This window comes from Streptomyces agglomeratus (genome assembly GCF_001746415.1).
GTDB lineage: Bacteria > Actinomycetota > Actinomycetes > Streptomycetales > Streptomycetaceae > Streptomyces > Streptomyces agglomeratus.
The window spans coordinates 1,088,162-1,113,258 of record NZ_MEHJ01000001.1 but is presented as its reverse complement, the minus strand read 5'-3'; the positions used below and the strand labels follow the sequence as shown (position 1 = coordinate 1,113,258).

Genomic DNA, 25,097 nt, shown 5'->3' with positions numbered 1-25,097 from the left:
GATGAGCAGCCCCGCCACCACCGCCTTCCGGCCCACCCCGCGGCCGGCCGGCGACCCGCCCCCCTCCGCGCCCCGCCTGTGTACCCCCCGCCGGCACACCGCCGGCCGCCGGCCCCGTCGCAGTGTGCTCCTCACCGTCCTCACCGGCCTGGTCCTGCTCTACGCCCTGGTGCCCCTCCTGTGGCTGGCCGTCAGCGCCACCAAGACCCAGGAAGGACTGGCCGGTTCGTCCGGTCTCTGGTTCGGCGGCGACTTCGCCCTGTGGGACAACATCAGCACGACGTTCACGTACAACGACGGCGTCTTCACCCGCTGGCTGCTGAACACCCTGCTGTACGTCGGTCTCGGCGCCGGCGGCGCCACCTTCCTGGCGGTCCTCGGCGGCTACGCGCTGGCGAAGTTCGACTTCCCCGGCAAACGCGCCGTGTTCGCCGTGGTCATCGGCGCCGTCGCCGTGCCGGGCACCGCCCTGGCCGTGCCCACCTTCCTGATGTTCAGCGGGATGGGCCTGACCGACACCCCGTGGGCGGTCGTCATCCCCTCCCTCATCTCGCCGTTCGGCCTGTACCTGATGTGGGTCTTCGCCACCGAGGCCATCCCCACCGAGCTGATGGAGGCCGCCCGCATCGACGGCGCCGGCGAGGTGCGCACGTTCTTCCAGGTCGGCCTGCCGCTGCTGGCACCCGGCATCGTGACCGTGCTGCTGTTCACGATGGTCGCGACCTGGAACAACTACTTCCTGCCGCTGATCATGCTCAAGGACCCGGACTGGTTCCCGCTGACCCTGGGCCTGAACAGCTGGAACGCGCAGGCCGCGACCGCCGGCGGCGAAGCCGTCTTCAACCTGGTGATCACCGGTTCGCTGATCACCGTCCTGCCGCTGATCGCGGCGTTCCTGCTGCTCCAGAAGTACTGGCAGTCCGGCCTCGCCGCCGGAAGCGTCAAGGAATAGTCCATTCCGCCACGAAGAAGTGGAAGCGCCACCATGCCCATGAACACCCGCCGCCTGCTGCGCGGCATCGGTATCGTCTGCGCCCTCGGCCTGGGGGCGACCGCCTGCGGCGGCTCGGCGGACGGCGGCTCGAACAGCAAGCGGGTATCCGCCCAGGACATCCGGGCGGCCCTGAAGAAGGGCGGCACGATCACCGTCTGGGCGTGGGAGCCCACGCTCAAGCAGGTCGCCGCCGACTTCCAGAAGGAACACCCCGCCGTCAAGGTCGAGCTGGTCAACGCCGGTACGAACAAGGACCAGTACACCGCACTCCAGAACGCCATCGCGGCGAAGAAGGGCGTCCCCGACGTCGCGCAGATCGAGTACTACGCCCTGGGCCAGTACGCGCTGACGAAGGGCCTGACGAACCTCGCGCCCTACGGGGCCGGCAAGCTCGCCACCGCCTACTCGCCCGGTCCGTGGAACGCCGTGAAGACCGGTGAGGAGATCTACGGCCTGCCGATGGACTCCGGTCCCATGGCCCTGTTCTACAACAAGAAGGTCTTCGACAAGCACAAGGTCAAGGTGCCGGCCACCTGGGACGAGTACGTCGAGGCGGCCCGCGACCTGCACAAGGCCGACCCCGAGGTCTACATCACCAGCGACACCGGTGACGCGGGCGCCACCACCAGCCTGCTGTGGCAGGCCGGTTCACGCCCGTACGAGGTCGACGGCACCAAGGTGCGGATCAACCTCGCCGACGAGGGCGCCACCACGTACACCGACACATGGCAGCAACTCCTCGACGAGAAGCTGCTCGCACCGGTCAACCCCTGGACCGACGAGTGGTACAAGGGGATGGGCGACGGCACCATCGCGACCCTGGCCGTCGGTGCCTGGATGCCCGCCAACCTCGCCTCCGGCGTGAAGAGCGCCGCGGGCGACTGGCGGGTGGCGCCGCTGCCGCAATGGACCGCCGGTGACAAGGCGAGCGCCGAGAACGGCGGCAGCTCCCTGGCCCTGCCCGAGCTCGGCGAGAACGAGGAACTCGCCTACGCCTTCACCGAGTACGCGAACGCAGGCAAGGGCGTGCAGACCCGCCTCAAGGGCGGCGCCTTCCCGGCGACCACCGCGGACCTCCAGTCGGACGCGTTCCAGAACACCGCGTTCCCCTACTTCGGCGGGCAGAAGGCCAACAAGATATTCGCCGAGTCGGCCGCGAACGTCGCCGACGACTGGTCGTACCTGCCCTACCAGGTGTACGCGAACTCCGTCTTCAACGACACCGCAGGCAAGGCGTACGTCTCCGACACGCCGCTGTCCGAGGGCCTGAAGGCCTGGCAGGACGCCTCCGCCAAGTACGGCACGGAGCAGGGCTTCACCGTCGAGAAGTAACCCCGCACACCACGCCGCGACCCCCACACGTCGCGCCGCGACCCCCGCACATCACGGCGCGACCCCCACACGTCACGCCGTGATCCCGCATCCCGTGCCGCCCGGGCGGCACGCCGGAAGGAATCTCAATGATCGTGTCAAGCCGTCTGCGTGACCGGTGGGGCGGAGGTGAAGTGCCTTCCGTCACGCAGCATCGCCCAGAGCACGTCGATCCGGCGTCGGGCGAGCGAGAGCAGGGCCTGGGTGTGCAGCAGCCCTTCGCCGCGCTTCTTGAGGTAGTAGTCCCGGGAGGGGCCGGGCCGCATCATCGCGGTCTGCGCGGCCATGTAGAAGATGTGCCGCAGGCGCCGGTTGTAGCGCTTGGGCCGGTGGTAGTTGTTGGTGCGGCGGCCGGAGTCCCGGGCGACCGGAGCCAGGCCGGCATGCGAGGCAAGGCGGCCGGCGTCACGGTAGCCGGACAAGTCGCCGACGATGGCGACGAACTCGGCACCGAGGATCGGGCCCATGCCGGGCATGGACTCGATGATCTCGGCCCGCTCATCGGTGCGGAAGGTCTCGCGGATCTCCCGGTCGTTGTCCTTGATCCGCTCGTCCAGGGCCAGGAGCTGGTGAGCGAGATCGCAGACCAGCTTCGCCGCCCGCTTCTCGCCGGGCAACACGATCTGCTGGGACCGGGCGGCCTCGACGGCCTTGGCCGCGACAGCGTCGGCGCCGCGGACCTTGCGGCGTTCCAGCCAGGTCGTCAGCCGCTTCACGCCGATCCTTCGCAGGGCGGCCGGGGTCTGGTACTCGGTCAGCATGACCACCGGACCCTTGGCCGCGGAGTAGTCGAAGGCCCGCTCCAGAGCGGGGCAGATGCCGACCAGCAGGTCACGGAGCCGGTTGATCAGCCTGACCCGGTCGGCGATCAGGTCGGCCCGGTAGTTCGTCAGCACCCGCAAAGTGGAGACCAGCTCGGGGGGTGTGTCCAGCGGAGCGAAGTCCCGGCGCATGCGTGCCTGGTCCGCGATGACCCGGGCGTCCCTTGGCATCGGTCTTTCCCTCGCCCTTGTAGGCACCGGTCATCCGGTTGACGGTCCGGCCGGGCACGTAGACCACCTGCTGGCCGTGCGCGACCAGCAGGGCCACGAGCAGGGTGGAGGCCCGTCCGGAGATGTCCGCCGCCCACCGCACCTCGTCCGCCTTCTCACGGGCCGTTTCGATGAGAGTGAGGATCTGCGTCTCGTCGTTGATGACCTTCGTCGAGAACAGCGCTTCGCCGTCCGCGTCCAGGGCCACGGCCCAGTGGTGCCCCTTGCCGGCATCAACGCCGACCCATATCCGCCTGCCAGACGTACTCAAAGCCGTCGCTCCATGTCCCTCGTGACCAGCACTGCATGGTCCGAAGAACACCCCGCCGACAGGTCCCTAACCAGCGATGACCGCAGTTCTCAATCAGTGGTCGGAGCGTCCCGGAGAACCGGGCGGCCAGTCCTTCCGAGCCATCAACGACAGACCGCCATCAGCCACACCCGGTCCTCCCGGACCGCCAACCATTCTTAGGGACCACCATGATCTCCACCCTCCTGTCCCACCTGCCGCACGGGCCGGACGGCGACTCCGTCCCGCGCCTCGCTTACGGCGCGGACTACAACCCCGAGCAGTGGCCGCGCGAGGTGTGGGAGGAAGACGTCCGGCTCATGCGCGAGGCCGGCGTCAACATCGTCTCCCTCGGGATCTTCTCCTGGGCCCGTATCCAGCCGGCCGAGGACGTGTGGGACTTCGCATGGCTCGACGAGGTCATGGACCTCCTGCACGCGCACGGCATCGGCGTCGACCTGGCCACCGCCACCGCGTCCCCGCCGCCCTGGCTCACCACGGCGCACCCGGAGATCCTCCCGGTGACCGCCTCCGGCGAGACGGTGTGGCCGGGGGCGCGGCAGCACTGGCGCCCGACCTCCCCGGTCTTCCGCACGCACGCGCTGCGCCTAGTGCGGGAGATGGCCCGGCGGTACGCAGGCCACCCGGCCCTGGTGGCCTGGCACATCTCCAACGAGCTGGGCTGCCACAACATCTACGACTACTCCGACGACGCCGCCACCGCCTTCCGGGGCTGGCTGCGCACCCGCTACACCACCGTGGACGCCCTCAACCACGCCTGGGGCACGGCGTTCTGGTCGCAGCGCTACAGCGGCTGGGACCAGATCCTGCCGCCCCGGCTGGCCGCCTCCCACCCCAACCCCACCCAGCAGCTCGACTTCAAGCGCTTCTCCTCGGACGCGCTGAAGGAGTACCTGCGCGCGGAACGCGACGTCCTGCGCGAGACCACCCCGGACGTACCCGTCACCACGAACTTCATGGTCATGGGCGGCACCAAGGGCATGAACTACGCCGACTGGGCCGGTGAGATCGACTTCGTCTCCAACGACCACTACGTCCACCCCGGCCCCCAGGACCGCGACGAGCTGTCCTTCTCCGCCAACCTCACCAGCGCGGTCGCCGGCGGACGCCCGTGGTTCCTCATGGAGCACTCCACCAGCGCCGTCAACTGGCAGCCCGTCAACGCGGCCAAACGCCCCGGCGACCTCGCCCGCGACTCCCTGCTGCACGTCGCGCACGGCGCCGACGCCGTGTGCTTCTTCCAGTGGCGCCAGTCGGCGGCGGGCGCCGAGAAGTACCACTCGGCGATGGTGCCGCACGCCGGTCCCGACAGCGACGTCTTCCGTGCGGTGGTCGGCCTCGGGCGCACGCTTCGGGCGCTGGCGCCGGTCGCGGGCACCGAGCGGGAGCCGGCCCGGGTGGGGATCGTCTTCGACTGGGAGTCGTGGTGGGCGAGCGAGCAGGACTCCCACCCCACCTCCCGGCTCGACTACCGCCAGGAGGCCCTCGACTGGTACTCGGCTCTGCTCGCTCTCGGGGTACGAGCCGATGTCGTCACCACCGAGGCCGAGATCGGCCGGTACCAGCTCCTGATCACGCCCGTACTGCACGTGGTCCCCGCGGCCCTGGCCAAGGAGCTCACGCGGTACGTCGAGAACGGCGGCCACCTGGTCACCACGTACTTCTCCGGTGTCGTCGACGAGAACGACCACGTCTGGCTCGGTGGCTATCCGGGCGCTCTGCGCGACCTGCTCGGCATCCGCATCGAGGAGTTCGGCCCGCTGCTCGACGGCGACACCGTCGCACTCGACGACGCGAGCACGGGTTCACTGTGGACCGACCGGATCAGCGTCACGGACCCGGAGGTGGAGGTCCTGGCCCACTACCGCACGGGCGAGTACGCCGGCCGCCCCGCCGTCACCCGCCGCGCCGTGGGCGGGGGCTCGGCCGCGTACGTCTCCACCCGGCTGGGAACGGACGGCCTGGCCGCCCTGCTGCCGCGGCTGCTGGACACCGCCGGAGTGCGGAGCGAGCTGCCCCCAGCGGCGCGAGGACGCGTCGAGCAGGCCGTACGCCGCGGCTCCGGCAGCCGCTACCTGTTCCTCGCCAACCGGACCGACGAGCCGGTTCCGCTGCCCGGACTCGCCGGGGACATCCTGACCGGCCGGGCGGACGCCGACGGCGCGCTCGTGCTGGCCCCCAGAGAGGTCGCCGTACTGCGCCAGCCCGCCCCTGACACCCCCGTACGACGAGTTGGGAGCACACGATGGCACACCGCACCCGCACGCGACGACTCCTCGGGGTCATCGGCATCACCGCCCTGGCCACCGGGGCCGCCCTGATCACCGTCCCGCCGCAGGAGGCCCGGGCGCGGACCGCCGCGGCGGCCTTCGCCGCGGACTCCACCGTCACCGTCCGGCCCGACCCCTCCTACCGGCACGAGAGCTTCCAGGGCTGGGGCACCAGCCTCGTCTGGTTCGCCAACGCCACCGGTGACTATCCGGAAGAGATACGTCAGAAGCTCGCCGGCCTCCTCTTCGGTGACGACGGCCTCGCCCTGAACATCGCCCGCTACAACATCGGCGGCGGCAACGCGCCCGACGTCAAGGACTACCTCCGTGCCGGGGGAGCGGTCGAAGGCTGGTGGAAGGCGCCCGAGGGCACCACCCGGGAGGACACCGACTGGTGGAGCGCCGAGGACCTCGCGGACTGGAATCCGCGGGCCGACGCCACGCAGCGCTGGTGGGTGGACCGGATCAAGAAGGACATCGACCACTGGGAGACGTTCAGCAACTCACCACCGTGGTTCATGACCCACAGCGGCTATGTCTCCGGCGGCTTCGACTCCTCCACCGACCAGCTCAAGGACGGATCCGCCGACGACTTCGCCGCCTACCTGGCGGGCGCGACCGAGCGGCTGGAAAAGGCGCACGGCATCAAGGTCGGCACACTCGACCCGTTCAACGAACCCAACACCACCTACTGGGGGACCCGCTTGGGAGCCGACGGCCAACCGGTCGGCGGCCGCCAGGAAGGGGCACACATCGGGCCCGAGCTCCAGCAGAAGGTGCTCCGCGCACTGGCTTCCGCGCTGGAGAGATCCCGTACGGACGCGAAGATCTCCGCGATGGACGAGACCAACCCCGGCATCTTCGCGCAGAACTGGAACACGTATCCCCGGGAAGTGCGCGACCTCGTCGAGCAGATGAACGTCCACACCTACGGCACGGCCGGCCGCACCTCGGTACGCGATCTCGCCAAGGCGGAGGACAAGCCGCTGTGGATGAGCGAGGTCGAGGGCGACTGGGGCGACGGGCAGGACTTCGAGGACATGTCGCCCGGCCTCGGACTGGCCCAGCACATGGTCGACGATCTCCGCGAACTCGAACCGCGGGCCTGGATGTTCTGGCAGCCCGTCGAGGACTACGACAACATGAAGCCCGGCGGGGAGTCGGCCAGGGGCGGCAACTGGGGGAGCATCCAGCTCCCGTTCAGCTGTACGCCGAAGGACACGCTCGCCACATGCCCCATCCGTACCAACACGAAGTTCGACACGGCCCGCAACTTCACGCACTTCATCAAGCCCGGTGACCGGCTGATCGGCGTCGACGACACCTCCAGCGCCGCCACGGTCTCCGGGAAGGGCGACTCGGCGACAGTGGTTCACGTCAACAGCACCACCGGCGCCCGTACCGTCACGGTCGACCTGTCCAAATTCGGCCACCTCGCCCGCCATGCCACCGTCACCCCCGTCGTGACCAGCGCGGCAGGCAAACTACAGCGCCACGGGGCTGTCGCGGTCAGCGACCGGAAGGCCACTTTCACCGTACCCGCCGAGTCGGTGACCTCCTTCGTCGTGAAGGGCGTCTCCGGTGCCGCGAAGGATGCCGCCCTGCTGCGGAAGGGGCACACGTACCGGCTGACCGGAGTGCAGAGCGGCAAGGTGCTCACCACCGCCGCCAACGGCACGGGCCTCGTCATTAGGACCGCGAGCACGGACGCCGCCGATCCGGCCCGGCAGTGGCAGCTTCGGCAGATCAGCGGTGACACCGGCAACCGGCAGCGGTACGTGTTCACCAACCCGGCGGAAGGCAAGCGCCTGGCCGTGCGCGACGGCGCCCCGTTGCTGGAGGCCGACAGCGGCCCCCGCGACAAGGCCGCCCAGTGGATCATGTCGACGACCGGCGACGGCACCTGGACCCTCGTCAACGCAGCCACCGGCAGGCTGCTGGAGGTGGGCGGACAGGCCACGCACGACGGGGCAGCGGTGACGCTGTGGACGCCGAACTCCGGTGCCAACCAGCGCTGGAAGGTGTCCGACGTGACGGCCCGCACGACTGCCCGGCCGGAGTAACCGCTCGGGCACACCCGGGTGCCGTCCCCGCGCGTACGCCCCCGTCTCCGCGCGCCCGTCCCCTTCTCCGCCGTGAGTCCACGGCGGAGAAGGGGACACGTGTCGCCGGGGGAGTCGGCCGGGCGCTCCACCGGCCCGTTACGGGTTGGCCGTCACCTCGAAGCCCCCGCCGTAGATGTCGGCGGGGTCGGCGGCGTCGCGGGCACGGAGGTCGGCGAGGATGTTCGCCGAGCTGGTGTAGACGTAGGGCGGGATGCCGAGGATGCGCGCCTTGGTGATTCCGGCCCACGGCCCCTGGGCCCGGAAGCCGTTGGCCTCGGAGGGGTACGCGCTGCCCGGCACGTGCCAGACGGCCGGGCCGCCCGAATCACCCGCCTGGTGCGGGGCATGGGACTGGTAGATGCCGGACGAGTTGTTGGTGATGCGTCCGTACCAGACCCCCGACTGGCCCGACACCACGAGCTCGTTGTTGTCGAAGAGGCCGGCACCGAGCAGGCGCTCGTTGCTGAGCGCGGGCTTCAGGGCGTTCGGACTGGCGGCGCCGGACGGGACCTCCACCATGCCGGTCTGCTTCAGATGCGGCCCCTGGGAAGAGAGCGTGACCTCGGGGACCAGCTCGATGACCATGTAGTCCTTGGTCGCGTGCCCCGTCATGGAGCCCTCGGGGCTCTTGAAGTACCGCATGTATCCGATCGGGCCGAACGCGAAATCGTGCCGGTCGTAGACGGGCGCGACGTTCTCGTGGATCTCGCGGTCCGCGTACTCCGTACCCCCGGCGCAGTGTCCCGCCGAGATGGCTATCTTGCGCCCGTAGTCGTCCGTACCGACCGCGCCGATCGTGCAGAAGGCGTCGGGGGCGGAGGGGTGGGCGAACTGCATGGCGTTGTAGACGCGCTTCGTCGGTGTGTCGGCGCGGCCCTCGGCCTGAGCGGTGCCGGCACCCGTGGTCACGGTGACCACCAGGGCCGCGACAAAGGTGCACAGTCGTCTGAGCATGCGTGATCCTTCTTTCGGCGCGTCGAGGGCCCGCGGTGAGGGCCGGCGGCTCATGATGACAGTGACGACGACTCGGCCGGCCCGCGAACTGGCCGAACTGGCACCCTCGTTGTACTCGCTGTCAGTCGGCCGGACAGCCCTTCCGCGCCATGCGCCCCGCTGAACCCCGCCGTGCCAAGTTGGCCGGTTCGGCGTACGTGCGACTACCTGGGCTCCGCCTGCGCGGCCGAGAACTCGACGGCTACGTCGTACAAGCCCGGGTTCGATGTGATCGGCACCTGCGAACTGTCACGGGCGGCCTGGGTGCGCGCCCGGAACTCGGTGTCGGCGGTGGCGGCCTCCCACGCCTCCCGGCTCTCCCAGTGGGCCACGTTGACGAGCTGGAACCGGCTCTCGGACGCTTGGGCCCGGTGCAGCCGGGAGTCGAGGAATCCGGGCTTGGTGCTCATGATCGCCGCCCGCTGCCGCCACTGGGCGACGAACGCGTCGAGCTGTCCGGCCGCCACTTCGAAGATGTTGATGAACGTGACGGACGAGGCCGGCTCGGGCACCGGCTGGCTGTCTGTGGTCATGGCAAAACCCTATAGGCGCTGGCCAACTGACCACTCATAAGCCCCGGTTGGGGACGGCGGCCGTTCGCCGCGCAGTGGCGAAGGGGCACGGCGACGACAGCTGCGCGCGTCTGATCGAGCCCTTCGGGAAGGGGGAGGGGCCGGGCGCACCGGCGCCGCCTCGGCCGTGATCGCGGCCGGCCCGCGCCCACGCTCGTGTACGAGCGGGATTGCCGGGCAGTGGACCCTGCATGCGAGCTCTCCTGATCAACTGCACCCTCAAGCCTTCGCCGGAGCCCTCGAACACCGAGGCGCTGGCGCAGGTAGTCACCGCGGAACTGGTGTCCGGGGGGGTGAGCGTGGAGTCGGTACGGGCGGTCGACCTCAATCTGCTGCCCGGTGTGAAGTCGGACATGGGCAAGGGGGACGACTGGCCGCGGGTGCACGCCCAGCTGCTGCACTCCGAGATACTCGTCATCGCGTCCCCGACCTGGCTCGGCCGGCCTTCATCGGTCGCCCAGCGGGTGCTGGAGCGGATGGACGCGATGATCTCGGAGACCGACGACCAGGACCGGCCGGTGGCGTACAACAGGGTCGCCGGCGTCGTCGTCACCGGCAACGAGGACGGCGCCCACCACGTCATCAGTGAGATCGGCGGCGCCCTCGGCGACATCGGCTACACGATTCCGGGCCAGGCATGGACGTACTGGCACCTGGGCCCCGGCGCCGGCCCCGACTACCTCGACGACGACCGCGGGCACGAATGGGCCCACCGGACCGCCCGCGCGATGGCCGCCAACCTGCTCGCCACGGCCGAGGCGCTGGCCGCGCACCCCATGCAGGCACCGCCGGCCTGACACGGGCGAAGCCGTACCGGAGCCGTTCGGCCGTCAGGCCCTGTTCCTGCCGAGCCAGCCGCGCAGCAGCCGGCTGACGGCGGGCATGGCCACGTACGTCATGGTGATGCTCAACACGGCCGATATCACTGCCGTGTTGAGCAGGAGCGGCAGCGCGGTGGCGAGCGGCGGGACGAACGTGACGTTGGCCGCCAGCGAGATCGGGTAGACGGCGAGCGACGAACTGATCGCCATCTTCCAGCGGGGCGGGGCCGGCTCGACCGATCCGGGCTTGGCGAACCACGTTTCCATACCGGTCAGTTCGCGCCGGGCGATCTCGGTGTGGTGGTGCCCCTCGCAGTGGTCGAACCACGCTGCCCGTTCCGGGGACTCCTGCCAGGTCCGGCACGCGGCGGCATCGCGGAAGCGGTGGACGAGGAACCACGGGTTGCCGTCGGCCGACGGCCGGAACAAGCCGTATCCCAGGTGCCCGGGGAAGCGGGCGGCTGTCGAGGATGCCCGAGGCCCACTTCTCGAAGGCGGCCTCGTGGCCGGGCTCCACCTGCCGGGCGATGAGCAGCGTCACCTCGCCCGTGTCGGCCGGTACGGCGGCGTGCTCAAGACTGATCGCGGTCACCAGGTGTCTCCTCGTCGTGCCGTGCCGTGCCGCGCCGGGCCCCACCCTAGGCGCTGTACGCCGAAGGGGTCGCGCCGAGTCCCGCGGGCACAAGCCGGGGCGAGCCCGGGGCCGGGCACCGGTGAGGGCGTGCGGCGCAAGGGGGCGAGTCCGTCCGCCTTCAGCACTCACCGGGCAACAGGTCAGCGGCGGCGTCCCGCACCTCGAAACCGCCATGGCCGTCGAACCGCACTTCCCGTACGGCGTCGAACCCGTCCGAGAGCACCGGCTTGCACAGCCGGGCGAACGTGGCACGCACACCCACGTCCGGTACACGGCTTCGTCCTTCCCGTTCGGCGTTGCGCCGCAGCGAGTCCCCGATGTCGGGCGGGAACCAGTACGCCGTGACCGTGGCGCCGTGGGCGTGCCCCAGGGCCACCAGCGGGCCCCACTCCCGCGGCGACGGGTTGGTGTTGTCGACCGCCACCGACTGCCCGGCGGCGAGGGCCGCCTCCATGAGCCGCATCTGGCGTCCCTGCTTGTTCCGCGCGGCGCGGGGGAAGAGGTCCTTGCTGACCAGCGCGTAACGGCCCGCGAGGCACTGCTCGTAGAACGAGGACTTACCGGAAGCCTGGAGTCCGACGAGCACCGCCACGGCCGGCTCTGTCCCGTCCGGGCATGGCATCCGGCCGGCACCTCCTCGGGGGAGCGGAGCGGCCCCGGCGCCGGCGAACCGGTGAGGAACGGGTGCCGAGGGGTGAGGACGTACCCATCATGACAGCAGGGCGGCCGCCCCACCCGTCCGGTCCAAAGTGCCGCGCCGGCTGTGTGGGCGTGCGCGAGCGGGTGGGAGAAGTTCCGCCGGTGGGGAAGGGGAAGAGCAGCGAGTAACGGCGGCGGCCGGACGGGGGTGCACGAGCACCGCGACGAACGCCGGACGGACGGAGGCGCCCCACCCATGACGCACGTGAACGGAACACCGCCCTTCCGGTGCCTGGTCACCGGCGCCACCGGCTACATCGGCGGCCGCCTCGTGCCCGAGCTGCTCGACGCCGGGCACCAGGTGCGCTGCCTGGCCCGTTCCCCGGGCAAACTGCGCGACCACCCCTGGGCCGGCGGCGTCGAGGTGGTGCGCGGCGACGTCACCGACGAGGCGTCGGTGCGCGAGGCGATGGAAGGCATCGACGTCGCGTACTACCTGGTCCACGCCCTCGGTACGGGCAAGGACTTCGAACGGACCGACCGGCGCGCCGCCGAGATCTTCGGCGCACAGGCCCGCGCCGCGGGTGTGCGGCGCATCGTCTACCTCGGCGGGCTGACACCGCGCGGCGTGCCGGAACACGAGCTGTCGCCCCATCTGCGCTCACGCGCCGAAGTGGGCGCGATCCTGATGGCTTCGGGCGTCCCGACGACGGTCCTGCGCGCCGCGGTCATCATCGGTTCCGGCTCCGCCTCCTTCGAGATGCTCCGCTACCTCACCGAGCGCCTTCCCGTCATGGTCACCCCCAGCTGGGTGCGTACACGCATCCAGCCGATCGCCGTGCGCGACGTCCTGCGCTACCTCGTCGGCAGTGCGGGGATGCCGTCTGAGGTGAACCGCGCGTTCGACATCGGCGGCACCGACATCGTTACGTACCGGGACATGATGCGCAGGTACGCGGCCGTGGCGGGGCTGCCCCGGCGCCTCATCGTCCCCGTGCCGGTCCTGACCCCCGGGCTGTCCAGTCACTGGGTCGGGCTGGTCACCCCGGTGCCGCACTCGATCGCACGGCCGCTGGCCGAATCGCTGCGGCACGAGGTGGTCTGCGACGAGCACGACATCGCCTCATACGTCCCCGATCCGCCCGGCTCCCCGATCGGCGTGGACAGGGCACTCGCTCTCGCGCTCCAGAGGGTCCGGGACGCCGGTGTCACGACGCGCTGGTCGTCGGCGTCGGTGCCCGGAGCGCCCAGTGACCCGTTGCCCACGGACCCCGACTGGGCCGGCGGCAGCCTCTACACCGACCTGCGGGAACTGGCCGTCGACGCGACACCGCAGGCCCTGTGGAGGGTGATCGAGGGGGTGGGCGGCGAGAACGGCTGGTACTCCTTCCCCCTCGCGTGGGCCGTACGCGGCTGGGCCGACCGCCTGGTCGGCGGTGTGGGACTCAGGCGCGGCCGGCGCGACGCCCACCGGCTGCGCGTGGGCGACTCGCTGGACTTCTGGCGGGTCGAGGAGATCGAGCACGGGCGGCTGCTCCGGTTGCGGGCGGAGATGCGGCTGCCCGGTCTGGCCTGGCTGGAGATGTACGCCGAACAGGACGGGGACGGCCGCACCCGCTACCGGCAGCGGGCCCTCTTCCATCCGCACGGTCTGCTCGGGCACGCGTACTGGTGGAGCGTCTCGCCGTTCCACGCCGTCGTCTTCGGCGGCATGGCCCGGAACATCGCCCGCGCCGCGGCGGACCTGCCGGCCGAACGGACCCCCGCCCACCAGGTGTGACGGGCGGGACCGTGCCGCCCGCGCACACTCAGCCCACCACCCCGCGTGCGATGCCCAGCTCCACCAGGTCCTCGGGGCGCAGGCGCAGTTGGCCGGCGGTCTCCGGGACGCGGTCCGGGGTGCGTTTGAGGATGGCGGCCGCCGCCTCCGGCGCGATCACCGAGAAGTAACTGTCGCGGGCGGCCCAGAGGTTGCCGGGCGCGGCCAGGGCGAGCGCGCCGCCCGAGCCGCCCTCGCCGATGAGGAGGGTGGTGAGCGGTACGCGCGCCGTCGCCATCGCGCCGAAGAGGTCCGCTATGGCGGCGCCCGCGCCCGCCCGTTCCGCCGCGGCGTCGTTGGCCGCGCCGGGCGTGTCGACGAGGGTGAGCACCGGGATGCCCAGGCGGTCGGCGAGGCGGACCAGGCGCGCCGCCGTCCGGAAGTCGGCCGGGAGCGTCGCGGTGCCGCACTGGGCGGCGTACGCGATCACGCGGCCCTGCCGCAGTCCGAAGCCGCACCGCACACCGGGGTCCGTGCCGCCGCAGCGGTCACCGCTGATCTCCCGTACCTCGTCGAAGTACGCGGCGAGGTACGCGCCGGCGCGCGGCCGTTCGGGCGAGCGGGCCCGGGTCACCGCCTCCCAGCCGGTCGGGGTGGCCGGGCGGTTCGCGTACGGTGCCGGCGGGCCCGGAGGCTCGGGCGGCCCGTCCCAGGGGGCCGCGGTCAGGTGGCGCAGCCACCCGGCGAGCGAGCCCGCCACCTCGTCGCGGCGTACGACGGCGTCGATCTGGCCCGCCGCCCACTGCCCCTCGGCCGTGTACGCCGCCGGATCGGCGCCCGGCGGCCGTACCCTCGACCCGGCGAAGCCGACCTGCGCGCCGGGCAGCGCCAGGATCACGTCCGCGCCCGCGCCGAGCGTCGCCCAACCGCCTCCGGTAGTCGGGTCGCGCAGGACGGCGAGCTGCGGCACCCCGGCGCTCCGCAGCAGGGCCGACTGGCGGGCCACGCGCTGGAGCTGGACCAGGGCGCGCATGCCCTCCTGCATGCGGCTGCCCCCGGTGGCGATCAGGGAGACGAGCGGGCGGCGGCGCTCGCGGGCGACGGTGTAGGCGGCCTCCAGGCGGTCCCCGGTGCGCTCGGCGAGGGAGCCGCCCAGGAACCCGAACTCGAAGGACACGACGACCGCTTCGGTGCCGCCGACCGAGCCCGTCCCGCAGACCACGGACTCACCCTCGCCGGTGCGCTCCCCGGCGCGGGCGAGGAGCGCCCCGTACCCCGGCCAGCCGATCGGGCCGTCGGAGTCCCCGGTCCGCGCGGAAGGACCGCCCCCGTCGTCGGGCAGTTCCGTGAAGCTTCCCCGGTCCACCACCGCGGCGATCGCCTCGCGGGCCGTCCAGTTCTCAGCCATGCAGCGCCCGCTTCATGACCTTGCCCATGTCGTTGCGCGGCAGCGCGTCGAGCAGCCGCAGTTCGCGGGGCCGCTTGTGGGCGGAGAGCTGGCCCGCCACGTGACGCGCCAGCTCGTCGAGCGCCGGCGGGTGCTCACTGTCCGCCGGGACGATCCAGGCGACGATCCGCTCGCCCAGGTCCGCGTCCGGTTCCCCCGTGACCGCCGCCTCCCGCACGCCCGGATGGTCGAGGAGCGCGTTCTCGATCTCGCCGGCGCCGATCTTGTAGCCGCCGCTCTTGATGAGATCGGTGGCCTTGCGGCCGACGATCCGTACGTACCCGTCCGGATCGCGCGTCGCCATGTCACCGGTACGGAACCAGTCGCCGTCGAAGGCCGCGGCGGTCGCGTCCGGCCGGTTGAGGTACTCCGTGAACAGGTTCGCGCCCCGCACCTGGATCTCGCCGATGCTCTCGCCGTCGTACGCCGTGATCTCATCGCCCGACTCCCCGACGAGCCGTACCTCCACCCCGTCGAGCGGCAGGCCGACCGTGCCGGGCCTGGGCTCGCCGTCGGCGCGGACGCTCGTGTTCATCAGGGTCTCCGTCATGCCGTACCGCTCGACGACCCGTCGTCCGGTCGCGGCGGCGATGCGCTCGTGGTCGTGCACAGGCAGCGCGGCGGACCCGGAGACCAGGAGGCGCGCGCCGGACAGCGCCTTGCTGAGCGCCGGGTCGTCCGGCAGCGCCTCGGCGATGCGGTGGTACATGGTCGGGACGCCGAAGAACATCGTGCCGCCGGCGGCGAGTTCGCGTGCCACGGCGTCCGTCGTGAAGCGGCCGAGGTGGTGGACGGAGCCGCCCCGGCGCAGGGGGCCGAGTACGCCGAGGATCAGTCCGTGCACGTGGAAGAGAGGCAGGGCGTGAACCAGCACGTCGTCCGCGGTCCACTGCCAGGCGTCGGCCAGCGCGTCCAGGGTGGTGGTGACCGCCCGGCGGGGCAGGACGGCTCCCTTCGGCGGCCCGGTGGTGCCGGAGGTGTAGACGACGAGGGCGGGTGACCCGGCGGACGGCTCCGGGAGCGGGGCCCCGTGCCCGCTCCCGTCGCCCGTGCCGACGCCGATGCCGACGCGGACGTCGGTGCGGTCCAGGCCCGCCAGCCTCGGCGGCAGTTCGTCCCCCGGGGCGGCCAGCACCAGGGACGGCGCGCTGTCGGAGACGATGTGCTCCAGCTCGCGTGCGCCGGTCTTCGGGTTGACCGGTACGGCCGGTACGCCCGCCAGGAGCGCGGCGACCACGCCGACCGCGGTCTCCAGCGTGGGCGTGGCCCAGACCGCGACCCGGTCCGCCCCGCGGAGCCGTCCGGCCAGCGCGCCGGCGGCGGTGGCGAGCTCGGCATGGCTCAGACAACGGTCGCCGAAGCGCAGTGCCTGCCGGTTCGATCCCGCGGCCAGGGCCGGAAAGAGAGAGGACACGCCTTCGTACTCCTTGTCGTCGGAACTTCGTCCTGACCGGGCGGTGGTACCTGGAGACATCATCACCTCACCGGAGGACGGGCGGTGCCCACTGGCCGGTATCCGCCGCGGTGCGGTGAGAGAGCGCTTCCTCCGCCTTCGCCCGCCTCCCTCCGCCTTCGTCCCGCGGAGGGCCGTGGGAGCCGTTGCCCGGCTCCGTCCAGGCGCATGCGCGGCTACGGACCCGAGTGATCGCACCCCGCGGACGACGGGAGCGGCTAAGGTGATTTTGTACGAAATGCGCCCTCCCGGGGTTAGGTCGATGCGTTGGACACACACCAGTCGGCGGGCGACGCGCCGGGACAGCCCCCGGGGGTTGTCGGGTACGCGGGCGTGCTCCGTGAACTGCTGCCCATCGCGCTCTGGCGTGAGGACGCGGAGGGGCACGTCGTGGAGTGGTCGCTCGCCGCACGCGACCTGCTCGGCCATCAGCCCGAGGACGTCCTCGGCCGCCCCGCCTCGCGCGTCCTGGTCCCCGACGCCAACCGGGACCTCGCCCAGCGCCTGACCCGGCGTGTCCGGGCGGGCGAGACCGTGGTCGGAACGCTGCCCGTGCGCCATCGTGACGGCCACGATGTGACGATGGAGATGTGGATCGTCCCCGCCACCGACCCGCAGGGCCGGCCCGGCACCCTGCTGATCGCCGTGGAGACCTCCGAGGTCCTGCACATGCGGGACTCCCTGGCGGCCCTGGAGAGCCTCTTCACCCAGTCGCCCATCGGCCTGGCCACCCTCGGCCCCGACCTGCGGTTCCTGCGCGTGAACGACGCCCTGGCTCGGATGAACGGCGTCTCCGCCGCCGAGCACCTCGGCAAACGGCTCACCGAAGTGGTGCCCGGGGTCAACGCGGCGGCCCTGGAGTCGATGATGCGGCAGGTACTGGACCGCGGCGCGCCCGTCGTCGACGCCCGCCGGACCGGCCGGACCGCGGCCGACCCAGACCGTGACCGGACCTGGTCGTGCTCGTACGCCCCGCTGCTCGACAACGCCGGCCGGAGACTGGGGCTGATCGCCTCCCTGATCGACATCACCGAGGGCCAGCAGGCGCATGCCGACGCCGAACGGGCCCGGCGCCGCTTCGCCCTGCTCGCCGAGGCCGGCACCCGCATCGGGACGACGCTGGACCTGCGGCAGACCGCCGAGGAGATGGTGCAGCTGCTCGTGCCGCAGCTCGCGGACTCGGCCGACGTACAACTGCTGGAAGAGGTCCTGGAGCCGGACGAGGCCGCCGCGTCCACCCGTGGTGTCGTCCGCCGGGTGGCGGCGGCCTTCCCCGACCCGTCCGCTCCCACGGCGAAGCTCACGGCGGGCATGAGGTTCCAGATCCCGCTCGGCTCGGTGTACGAACGCGTCATCGCCGACGGGCGGCCCATGAACCTCTACCAGTCCGACATCCCGGCGCTGATCACCGACCCGCACGCCGACCGGCTGCGCGCGTACCTCACGTCCCTCGGTTCCGCGCGGCTCATCCCCCTGGTGGCCCGCGGCAAGGTGCTCGGCGCCGTGGTGGTGACGCGGCAGCGCTCCCGGGAACCGTTCGACGAGCAGGACTGCGTACTCGTCGACGAACTGGTCGCCCGCGCGGCCCTGAACATCGACAACGCGCGCATGTACACCACCCAGCGGGAGGCGGCCCTCACCCTGCGCCGCAGCCTGACGAACAGCGCGCTGCCCGCCGTCACCGGTCTGGAACTCACCGGGCGCTACCTCCCCGCCAGCGACCACGACGTCGGCGGCGACTGGTTCGACGCCATCTCGCTGCCGGACGGCAGGACCGGGCTCGTCATCGGGGACGTGATGGGGCACGGGATTCATTCGGCGGCCGTCATGGGGCAGCTGCGCACGGCCGTACGCACGCTCGCCCGCCACGACGTCTCTCCGGCGCGGATGCTCCGCTCCCTCGACGCCGTGGTGACCGACCTGGGCGAGGACGAGATGGCGACGTGCGTGTACGCCGTGCACGACCCGGCCGCCGCCGAATGCGTGATCGCCAGGGCCGGCCACCCACCGCCCGCCGTGGCCACGGCCGGCGGGGACGTCACCTTTCTCGGCGGTTCACCGGGCGTGCCGCTGGGGACGGGCGGACGCGACTTCAGGACCCAGCGCGTACCGCTGCCCCCGGGCAGCCTGCTGGTGCTGTACACCGACGGCCTGATCGAGGCCCGTGACCGGGACCTCGACGAGGGGCTGGAGCAGCTCGCACGGGCGCTGGTCCACCGTGAACAGCCGCTGGAAGCCCTCTGCGACGGCATCCTCGAACAGCTGCTGGCCGCCCGCCCGGTGCAGGACGACGTGGCGGTGCTCCTGGCGCGCACCCGGCGGGGCTGAGCCCCGGCTGGCCCGGGCCCTGTAGACCCGGTAGCAGGTTGACAGTCAGAGGGTGTCGATGCCGATCTCGTCGATGTCGAAGAAGCCGAGAAGCTCCTGCTCCGGGTCGCCCGAGGGGCCCGGCAGCGCCTGCTCGGCCCAGATGACCTTGCCCGCCGACGTGTACCGGGTGCCCCACCGCTGGCTCAGCTGGGCCACCAGGAACAGGCCCCGTCCTCCCTCGTCCGTGGTGGCGGCGTACCGCAGATGGGGCGACGTGCTGCTTCCGTCGGACACCTCGCAGGTCAGGGTGCGGTCACGCAGCAGTCGCATCCGCACCGGAGCGGAGCCGTAGCGGATGGCGTTGGTGATCAGCTCGCTGAGGATCAGTTCCGTGCCGAACGCGAGCCCCGACAGGTCCCACTCGTCCAGCTTCTTCGCGACGACCGCTCGCATGGCACCGACCGCGCTCGGTTCGAACGGCACATCCCATTCGGCGACACGGTCCGGGCCGAGCGTACGGGTCCGGGCGACCAGCAGAGCCACGTCGTCGCGCGGACGAGCCGGCAGCAGGACGTCGAGAATCGCCCGGCAGCTCTCCTCCGGGTGCCGGTCCGGGTGGTTCAGGGCCGAGCGCAGCAGCTCCAGCCCCTCGTCGATGTCACGGGTACGGTCCTCCACCAGGCCGTCCGTGTAGAGCACGAGCTGGCTGCCCTCGGGCAGCAGCAGCTCGGCGGTTTCGAACGGCATCCCGCCCAGCCCCAGCGGCGGCCCGGTCGGCAGATCGACGATCTCCACCGGTCCGTCGGGTCGGACCACCAGCGGTGGCGGGTGTCCCGCCCGCGCCATGACGCAGCGCCGGGACACCGGGTCGTACACGGCGTACAGACAGGTGGCGCCCAGCATGCCGTCGTCGTCGGCGTTCGCGCCGTCCTCGCCGTTGTGGTCGATGCGCTGCACGAGGTCGTCGAGGCGGGACAGCAGCTCGTCGGGCGGCAGGTCGATGGACGAGAAGTTGTGCACCGCCGTACGCAGCCGCCCCATGGTGGCCGCCGCGTGCAGCCCGTGGCCGACCACGTCACCGACGACGAGGGCGACGCGGCTGCCCGACAGCGGGATCACGTCGAACCAGTCGCCGCCCACCCCGGACTGAGCGGGCAGGTAGTAGTGCGCCACCTCGACGGCGCTGTGCTCGGGGAGGCCGCGCGGCAGCAGGCTGCGCTGGAGCGCTACGGCCACGGTGTGTTCGCGGGTGTAGCGGCGGGCGTTGTCGATGCTGACCGCGGCCCGCGCGACCAGCTCCTCGGCCAGGGACAGGTCGTCGTCGTCGAAGGGCTCCGGCTTCTCCATGCGCCAGAAGTTGACCAGTCCGAGGACGACGCCCCGCGCCTTGAGGGGCGCCGTGATGAGGGAGTGGATGCCGTACTCGACGATGCTCCGCGCCACGGGCGGGTCCTGGGCGAACCAGCCCGGTGCGTCGGACAGGTCCGGCACCAGCTCGGCCTGGCCGCTGTCGAGCCCGCGGGCCTGCGGAGTGGACGGCAGGAAGTCGATCAGTTTGCCGCGCGGATAGAGGGGCTGGTCGTCGCGGATGCCGCTGACCGCCGTACGCCGCAGGTCCGCGCCCGAGCCGGTCGGCTCGTCGCCGTGCAGCACCTGGTCCGCCAGATCGACGGTCACGAAGTCCGCGAACCGGGGTACGGCGACGTTCGCCAGCTCCTCGGCCGTCCGTTCCACGTCGAGCGTGGTGCCGATGCCGCCCCCCGCGTCGTACAGCAGCTTCAGCCGCCGGCGAGCCGCTTCGGCCCGGCCCGTGAGGACGCGCATCTCGGTGGAGTCGCGGATGGTGACGGCGGTCCCCTCGGGCTGACCGTGGGGTTTCGTCGGCCGCTGGTTCACCACCAGCAGCCGGTTCCCCGCCGCCAGGACCTCGTCCGTGGCCTCCCGGCCGGACAGCAGGAGACCGGCCATCCGTTGGTCGAGGCGGGACAGCTCCCCGATGTGCCGCCCCTCGGCGTCGGCCGGAAGGTCGAGCAGCCGCTTCGCCTCGTCGTTCGCGAGCAGGAGGCGGCCGTCCCCGTCGGTGATCAGGACGCCCTCCCGGACGGCGTGCAGGACCGCGTCGTGGTGTTCGTACATCCGGGTCATCTCCAGGGTCCCGAGCCCGTGGGTCTGCCGCCGCAGCCGTCTGGTGACCAGGGCCGTGCCGATGGTTGCCACGGCCAGGCCGGCCGCGCTGACGCCGAGGATGACCGGGAGCTGCCGCTCGACGACACCGGTGACGTTCTGCACCGTGAGACCGGCCGAGACCAGCGCCACGACCTCGCCGTCGTCGGCGGTCACTGGGACGATGGCCTGGATCTCCTGGCCGAGCGGCCCTTCGACGCTCTCGGTGTGCACCTGGCCGGCCAGCGAGGGTTCTATCGTGCCGACGAACCGCTCGCCGATCCGGTCGGGCTGGGGATGTGTGTAGCGGATGCCGCGGGTGTCCATCACCACGATGAAGTCGACACCCGCCCGTTTGCGCGTCTCTTCCGTGAGCGGCTGGAGGATCTTGGACGGGTCCGGGGCCCTCAGCGCCTCACGGAGCCCGAGCGAGTGGCCGAACGTCTCGGCGACCGCGACGGACCGGTTGCGGGCCTCACGGTCGCCGTCGTGGCGCGACTGCAACACAAGGGCCAGTACGGCACCGGCCGCGAGCAGCAGCACGATCGCCACCTGGAGGACGAAGACCTGTCCGGCGACGCTCCGCGGGCGCTTCCTGGTCAGTGACCGCACCGGCACGCCCGGCAAGGGGGAAAACGATCGACCACATTGTCATTTGTACTCCCGCGCGGGCTCCCGCGCCTAGGTGGCGCACGGAGCCGCCCGTGTACGGGTGCGTACGCGCGGCGGGTGAGCCGTGTCTCACCCGCGCCGTGGCGCTTGTCTATGCAACGAGTTGCATAGAAGGATCGGGGCATGGCCCTCGAACACGCGATCCTCGTCTCCTTGCTGGAGAAGCCGGGCTCCGGCTACGAGCTGGCCCGGCGGTTCGAGCGGTCCATCGGGTACTTCTGGAACGCCACCCACCAGCAGATCTACCGCGTTCTCAAGCGCATGGAGAGCGACGGCTGGATCGACGCCCGCGAGGTGGCGCAGCAGGCCCGGCCGGACAAGAAGGAGTACTCCGTCGCCGCCCTCGGCCGGGACGCCCTCGCGCAGTGGCTGCACGAGCCGATCGAACCCGAGAGCGTGCGGCACGACCTCGCGGTGAAGATCCGCGGCGCGGCGTTCGACGACCCGGCCGCGCTGATCGGCGAGGTCGAGCGGCACTACCGGGCCCACACCGACCGGCTCGCGCACTACCTCGCGGGGGAGCGGCGCGACTTCACCGGCCCCGAGGCGCCCCGGGCGCCCGACCCGGGGCGGGAGCTCCAGCACGCCGTGCTGCGGGGCGGCATCGCGTACGAACGGATGATGCTCGCCTGGCTGGACGACGTACTGGCCACACTCCACCGGCTCGCCGCCGGGCGCGGACCCGGACCGGCGGGCGCGCCTCCCGCACCGGCCTGACCCCCGGCGCCTTCCAGCCACCGTCGGCCGTACCCCACCCGTCGTACCCCACCCCTCGTACCTCACCCTCCTGCCTCATCCCTCACCCCTCATCCCAAGCCGGAAAGGCGGACATATCCATGGCCGACCCGCTGCTGTTCAACCCGCGCACCTACGACCCGGTGCACTTCGACCCCGAGACCCGCAGGCTGCTGCGCGCCACCGTCGACTGGTTCGAGGACCGCGGCAAGCGCAGGCTGATCGAGGACTACCGCTCCCGTGCCTGGCTCGCGGACTTCCTCGCGTTCTCCGCGAAGGAAGGGCTGTTCGCGACCTTCCTCACGCCCGCCTCCGCCGCCGGCGGCGAGCAGGACAAGCGCTGGGACACCGCCCGGATAGCCGCCCTCAACGAGATCTTCGGCTTCTACGGACTCGACTACTGGTACGCCTGGCAGGTCACCGTCCTCGGTCTCGGCCCGGTCTGGCAGAGCGACAACGCCACCGCCCGCGCCCGCGCCGCCGACCTCCTCGCCCAGGGCGAGGTGTTCGCCTTCGGCCTGTCCGAGAAGTCGCACGGCGCGGACATCTACTCCACCGACATGCTGCTGGAGCCGGACAGCGACGGTGCCGGCGGCTTCCGCGCGAGCGGCTCGAAGTACTACATCGGCAACGGCAACGCCGCCGGGCTCGTCTCCGTCTTCGGCCGCCGCACCGACGTCGAGGGCCCGGACGGGTACGTCTTCTTCGCCGCCGACAGCCGCCACCCGGCGTACCACCTGGTGAAGAACGTCGTCGACTCCTCGAAGTACGTGAGCGAGTTCCGCCTCGACGACTACCCGGTCGGCCCCGACGACGTGCTGCACACCGGCCGCGCCGCCTTCGACGCCGCCCTCAACACCGTCAACGTCGGCAAGTTCAACCTCTGCACGGCCTCCATCGGCATCTGCGAGCACGCGATGTACGAAGCCGTCACCCACGCGAGCAACCGCATCTTGTACGGCCGCCCCGTCACCGCCTTCCCGCACGTGCGCCGTGAGCTGACCGACGCGTACGTCCGGCTCGTCGGCATGAAGCTGTTCAGCGACCGCGCCGTCGACTACTTCCGCTCCGCCGGACCCGACGACCGCCGCTACCTCCTCTTCAACCCCATGACGAAGATGAAGGTGACCACCGAGGGCGAGAAGGTCATCGACCTGATGTGGGACGTCATCGCGGCCAAGGGCTTCGAGAAGGACACCTACTTCGCTCAGGCCGCCGTCGAGATCCGCGGGCTGCCCAAGCTGGAGGGCACGGTCCACGTCAACCTCGCGCTCATCCTCAAGTTCATGCGCAACCACCTGCTGGACCCGGCCGGGTACGCGCCCGTGCCGACGCGCCTCGACGCGGCGGACGACGACTTCCTCTTCCGGCAGGGACCGGCGCGCGGCCTGGGCTCCGTACGCTTCCACGACTGGCGCACGGCCTACGACGCGTACGCCCACGTCCCGAACGTCGGCCGCTTCCGCGAGCAGGCGGACGCCCTGTGCGAGTTCGTCACCACCGCCGCCCCGGGTGAGGAGCAGAGCCGTGACCTCGATCTGCTGCTCGCCGTCGGCCAGCTGTTCGCGCTGGTCGTGCACGGCCAGCTGATCCTTGAGCAGGCGCGCCTGACCGGCCTGGACGAGGACGTGCTGGACGAGCTGTTCTCCGTTCTCGTACGCGACTTCTCCGCGCACTCCGTCGAGCTGTACGGCAAGGATTCGGCCACCGAGGAGCAGCAGAGCTGGGCGCTGGGCGCGGTGCGGCGTCCGGTCGTCGACGACGCCCGCTCGGCCCGGGTCTGGGAGCGCGTGGAGGCGCTGTCCGGGACGTACGAGATGAAGCCCTAACCGCCCGGCCGGCGCAGTACGGCGTCGACCGTCTCGGCGATCGCCGCGCAGTAGCGCTCGATGCCCGGTGAACGCACCGGGCACGCTCGCGGGTTCTTCGTGGTCGGCGCGAGGCAGAAGTGCAGGTGGTCATCGTCCCGGTGCAGCGGGGTGAGCCCGCCGCGGCAGTCGCCGGGGCGGGCCCGCTCGGCTTCGTTGCAGGGCAGCCGCTGCGCCCAGGTGTAGCGGGCGTCCGCCGGGCTCACCGCCCGGCCGGCGTCCGCGACCACGTCCCGGCCGGCGGCCGCCCGGTCCCGGTAGATGTCGTTGACCCGGCGCACCCGGTCCGGGGAGAAGGCGTCCGGGCCCTGTAGCACCCAGACGATCCTGGGCCGTTCGATGCCGGCGCTGCTCGCCGCCGCCGCGATCTGCTCCGTGAGGGCCTTCGCGTCGGCGGCGTACCGCGTGTAGTAGCGGGAGCCGCCGTCCTGCGGGATCGAGTCCATGCAGGGTGTGTACGCCCACGCGTTGCCCCAGAACTGGAGCACCACGACCTGCGGCCGCTGCGACCTGACCAGGGCGGCCGCCTTGTGCCCGGCCGGTACGAGGGAGTCGCGCGCTGTTCCCTCCAGGTAGTCGCACAGCGTGGTACCGGAGTACGGCGCGCTGTGTACGGTCGCCCGCCCCCCGGCGGCGACACGGTCGGCGAGGACCTGCCGGCTCTCCATGGCCAGCGAGTCCCCGAGGTAGAGCACGCGCGACCTGGCGTGCGGCGGTTGTGAGTCCGGAGCCGCCTCGGAGGGAGGGGCCGGAACAGGCGCCGCCGCCCGGGCTCCGGGCGGGGGAGCGGCGGCCGTGGTGGTGTCCGAGGGGTCCGAGCAGCCGGTCACCCAGGCCAGCGCCAGCGCCAGCGCGGCGAATACCGTGAATCGTCCGCACCTCACGCCTCTCCCCTTCCAGCCGGTGAACGAGACACCACCCTTCACCCGCGCGGGACGGAGGTCCAGACG

Annotated in this window: 17 protein-coding genes and 1 pseudogene; 9 read left to right on the top strand and 9 right to left on the bottom strand. The window is 71.7% G+C overall.

The annotated features are described in order from the left end of the window. Position 1: 1 nt before the first annotated feature. Together AS594_RS04580 and AS594_RS04575 are read left to right on the top strand one after the other, a co-directional pair. On the top strand, positions 2-952 hold the full coding sequence (locus AS594_RS04580) for a carbohydrate ABC transporter permease (protein ID WP_069934952.1): 951 nt from the start codon (positions 2-4) through the stop codon (positions 950-952). Positions 953-985: 33 nt separating this feature from the next. Then, entirely contained in the window at positions 986-2,326 is a 1,341-nt protein-coding gene (locus tag AS594_RS04575; RefSeq protein ID WP_069925785.1) for an ABC transporter substrate-binding protein, read from the top strand. 137 nt (positions 2,327-2,463) lie between these two features. Here the strand turns inward: AS594_RS04575 and AS594_RS04570 are convergent. Continuing rightward, positions 2,464-3,667 (bottom strand): annotated as a pseudogene (locus AS594_RS04570) (IS110 family RNA-guided transposase). A 209-nt stretch (positions 3,668-3,876) separates the two neighbouring features. Between AS594_RS04570 and AS594_RS04565 the strand changes: the two are divergent. Further along, positions 3,877-6,027: a beta-galactosidase gene (locus AS594_RS04565; protein ID WP_079148686.1), complete on the top strand. Its 2,151-nt coding sequence runs from the start codon at positions 3,877-3,879 to the stop codon at positions 6,025-6,027. Further along, positions 5,952-8,039, top strand: coding sequence for an RICIN domain-containing protein (locus tag AS594_RS04560; protein WP_069925783.1), 2,088 nt, complete (start codon positions 5,952-5,954; stop codon positions 8,037-8,039). Before AS594_RS04565 ends, AS594_RS04560 begins: the two co-directional genes overlap by 76 nt. Positions 8,040-8,177: 138 nt before the next feature. On the opposite strand, the gene AS594_RS04555 is transcribed toward AS594_RS04560, so the two are convergent. Further along, positions 8,178-9,035 (bottom strand): hypothetical protein, encoded by an 858-nt coding sequence (locus tag AS594_RS04555; protein WP_069925782.1) that lies wholly within the window; start codon positions 9,033-9,035, stop codon positions 8,178-8,180. A gap of 203 nt (positions 9,036-9,238) precedes the next feature. After that, positions 9,239-9,607 carry an antibiotic biosynthesis monooxygenase family protein gene (locus tag AS594_RS04550; protein ID WP_069933472.1) on the bottom strand — a complete coding sequence of 123 codons (369 nt, stop codon included), beginning with the start codon at positions 9,605-9,607 and terminating at the stop codon, positions 9,239-9,241. 230 nt (positions 9,608-9,837) lie between these two features. Here AS594_RS04550 and AS594_RS04545 point away from each other — a divergent pair, with 230 nt between their 5' ends. Then, entirely contained in the window at positions 9,838-10,443 is a 606-nt protein-coding gene (locus AS594_RS04545; protein ID WP_069934951.1) for a flavodoxin family protein, read from the top strand. Positions 10,444-10,476: 33 nt separating this feature from the next. Here the strand turns inward: AS594_RS04545 and AS594_RS45965 are convergent, their stop codons facing one another. Then, the gene (locus tag AS594_RS45965) at positions 10,477-10,896 is read right to left on the bottom strand and encodes a putative antibiotic biosynthesis monooxygenase (protein ID WP_240508933.1); all 420 of its coding nucleotides are present in this window, start codon (positions 10,894-10,896) and stop codon (positions 10,477-10,479) included. A gap of 323 nt (positions 10,897-11,219) precedes the next feature. After that, on the bottom strand, positions 11,220-11,723 hold the full coding sequence (locus tag AS594_RS04535; RefSeq protein ID WP_069925778.1) for an ATP-binding protein: 504 nt from the start codon (positions 11,721-11,723) through the stop codon (positions 11,220-11,222). 273 nt (positions 11,724-11,996) lie between these two features. On the opposite strand from AS594_RS04535, the gene AS594_RS04530 reads away from it, so the two are divergent. Beyond that, positions 11,997-13,520, top strand: coding sequence for an SDR family oxidoreductase (locus AS594_RS04530; protein ID WP_069930272.1), 1,524 nt, complete (start codon positions 11,997-11,999; stop codon positions 13,518-13,520). Between the two features lie 28 nt (positions 13,521-13,548). Here the strand turns inward: AS594_RS04530 and AS594_RS04525 are convergent, their stop codons facing one another. Both AS594_RS04525 and AS594_RS04520 read right to left on the bottom strand, forming a co-directional pair. Continuing rightward, positions 13,549-14,907 carry a carboxyl transferase domain-containing protein gene (locus AS594_RS04525; protein ID WP_069925777.1) on the bottom strand — a complete coding sequence of 453 codons (1,359 nt, stop codon included), beginning with the start codon at positions 14,905-14,907 and terminating at the stop codon, positions 13,549-13,551. Next, positions 14,900-16,360: an acyl-CoA synthetase gene (locus AS594_RS04520; RefSeq protein WP_069925776.1), complete on the bottom strand. Its 1,461-nt coding sequence runs from the start codon at positions 16,358-16,360 to the stop codon at positions 14,900-14,902. The genes AS594_RS04525 and AS594_RS04520 overlap by 8 nt, the downstream gene beginning before the upstream one ends. A gap of 306 nt (positions 16,361-16,666) precedes the next feature. Between AS594_RS04520 and AS594_RS04515 the strand changes: the two genes are divergently transcribed. Continuing rightward, positions 16,667-18,727, top strand: coding sequence for a SpoIIE family protein phosphatase (locus AS594_RS04515; RefSeq protein WP_069925775.1), 2,061 nt, complete (start codon positions 16,667-16,669; stop codon positions 18,725-18,727). Between the two features lie 45 nt (positions 18,728-18,772). Here the strand turns inward: AS594_RS04515 and AS594_RS04510 are convergent, their stop codons facing one another. Further along, positions 18,773-21,490, bottom strand: coding sequence for a SpoIIE family protein phosphatase (locus AS594_RS04510; protein ID WP_069925774.1), 2,718 nt, complete (start codon positions 21,488-21,490; stop codon positions 18,773-18,775). Between the two features lie 177 nt (positions 21,491-21,667). Here AS594_RS04510 and AS594_RS04505 point away from each other — a divergent pair, with 177 nt between their 5' ends. Together AS594_RS04505 and AS594_RS04500 are read left to right on the top strand one after the other, a co-directional pair. Next, on the top strand, positions 21,668-22,261 hold the full coding sequence (locus AS594_RS04505; protein WP_069925773.1) for a PadR family transcriptional regulator: 594 nt from the start codon (positions 21,668-21,670) through the stop codon (positions 22,259-22,261). A 119-nt stretch (positions 22,262-22,380) separates the two neighbouring features. Next, on the top strand, positions 22,381-24,108 hold the full coding sequence (locus AS594_RS04500; protein WP_069933473.1) for an acyl-CoA dehydrogenase family protein: 1,728 nt from the start codon (positions 22,381-22,383) through the stop codon (positions 24,106-24,108). On the opposite strand, the gene AS594_RS04495 is transcribed toward AS594_RS04500, so the two are convergent. Beyond that, positions 24,105-25,031: a hypothetical protein gene (locus AS594_RS04495; protein WP_069925771.1), complete on the bottom strand. Its 927-nt coding sequence runs from the start codon at positions 25,029-25,031 to the stop codon at positions 24,105-24,107. The genes AS594_RS04500 and AS594_RS04495 overlap by 4 nt on opposite strands. Between the last annotated feature and the right edge of the window lie 66 nt (positions 25,032-25,097).